The organism is Lactobacillus kalixensis DSM 16043, from assembly GCF_001434335.1.
Classification (GTDB): Bacteria; Bacillota; Bacilli; order Lactobacillales; family Lactobacillaceae; genus Lactobacillus; species Lactobacillus kalixensis.
Window position 1 is genome coordinate 1 of the sequence record NZ_AZFM01000077.1, and the last position, 1,558, is coordinate 1,558.

Annotated in this window: 1 pseudogene; it reads right to left on the minus strand. The window is 34.0% G+C overall.

Annotation, left to right across the window (positions count from 1 at the left end):
- Nucleotides 1–71 precede the first annotated feature (71 nt).
- Nucleotides 72–1,420 (minus strand): annotated as a pseudogene (locus FC46_RS09780) (IS4 family transposase).
- Nucleotides 1,421–1,558 lie beyond the last annotated feature (138 nt).

Consider the following 1,558-nt stretch of genomic DNA (forward strand, 5'->3'; position numbering starts at 1 on the left):
ACTGAAACTTGAAAGCATCAAAATTGACCAGAACCCTGATTGGTTCTGGTTTTTTCGTTTCTAAATTAGTTTTAACCCAGCCTTTTTAGTTCGCTCTGAATAAATTTAGGTAAATTATCAATAAATTCTTCAATTGCTTGATCAATTGTATTCTTATTTATATTTAGTAAATTTTTTAAGGTAGAAATTAAGTAGACCAATGCATCTATGAATCTAATATCTGGTAAAAAATCATTCATCAAATAAAAGAGAGCACCTATTGTTTTATTATCTATATTCTGTCTCTCTTGCCATGCAAGTAGATCATAGGTAATCGCTACTGCGGCGATATAGCCACATTGTCCGTCATAGCTTTGAATTTGTGATTTATTTAACCTTAGATACTGTTTAGCAGTTTTGAAGTATGTCTCAATCTGCCATCTGCGGCCATAAAGCTGGATAATCTGTTCAGGTTGTAATTTGATCTGAGTAGTCGCAAGAACAAGTAATCGCCTTTACTACCACGTTTAGAAACGAAAACTAATTTCATTGGAAACTCATGTCCTTGATATTGGGCTGTTACAACGCTACTGTAGAAATAATTATTCTTTTTACACATCTTAGAGGCTGCCAAGTGTTCATAAAGTCCTTTAACATCATAAAGACGTTTACGATACCGATAATATATCTTTGAACTCTTTTTAATCATTCCTAACCCATCAAGTCCTAATTGCTTAAGAAACCAAAACATCCTAGGGGAAGTAAACCAAGAATCAAATAAAACGTACTTGGCAGGAACACCTAATTTCAGAGCTTGCTTGATCAGTTCAACTGTTACATCATTCATTTGTCTTTTAGCTTGCAGTCTTCTTCTGCCAGCGATAGTGCGCCCATCACTAGTAGATGCTTGTTTACCAATTAAATTCTCTTTTTTCTTAGTCGACATTAAGGCAAAATTGACAGGTAAAAATGTATTACCATCACTCCAGCCTAAAGTCAGCCCACGATAACCAGTTAAGAACTCATGCTTGTCATGATCATAAACCTTAGCCAATAACTCTGTTTTCTTAGAAAAAGAACGTGACATTAAAGTATCATCAACGATAAATGCCAAACGTCTACGTTTATCGATTACTGGCTTTAAAGTAGCTATCAATTTAGCAGCGATTAAACACATGAGCTTTTGCCAGTCTATGCGGCCATCATTTAACACATTACGAGCAGTGCGAATACTGAAATTATTATCTTTGTTAGCACGGTAAAGTGAACGACGAGCAAAATGAACTGAGATAAGCCAAGATAGTACCATATTCAAAGAAACAGTAGATTTACGTTTAAAATTAACCTTCTTAGTTAATTTAGCTAGACCAATTAAATTAAGAAATGAAGAAATTATAGATTTAGTATCGTTTTGTTGGTTAATTTGTTCTATACTTTTCATAGTTACAGGTTCTCCTTTAAATTGAGTTTGGTCACTTAAATTATAAAACAGGGAGACCTGTATTTTTTATTTTTCGCAAGAAAAAGCCAAGAGCCACGCAGAAAGAGCGTGATTCTTGGCTTTCAAGTTTCAGTTAAT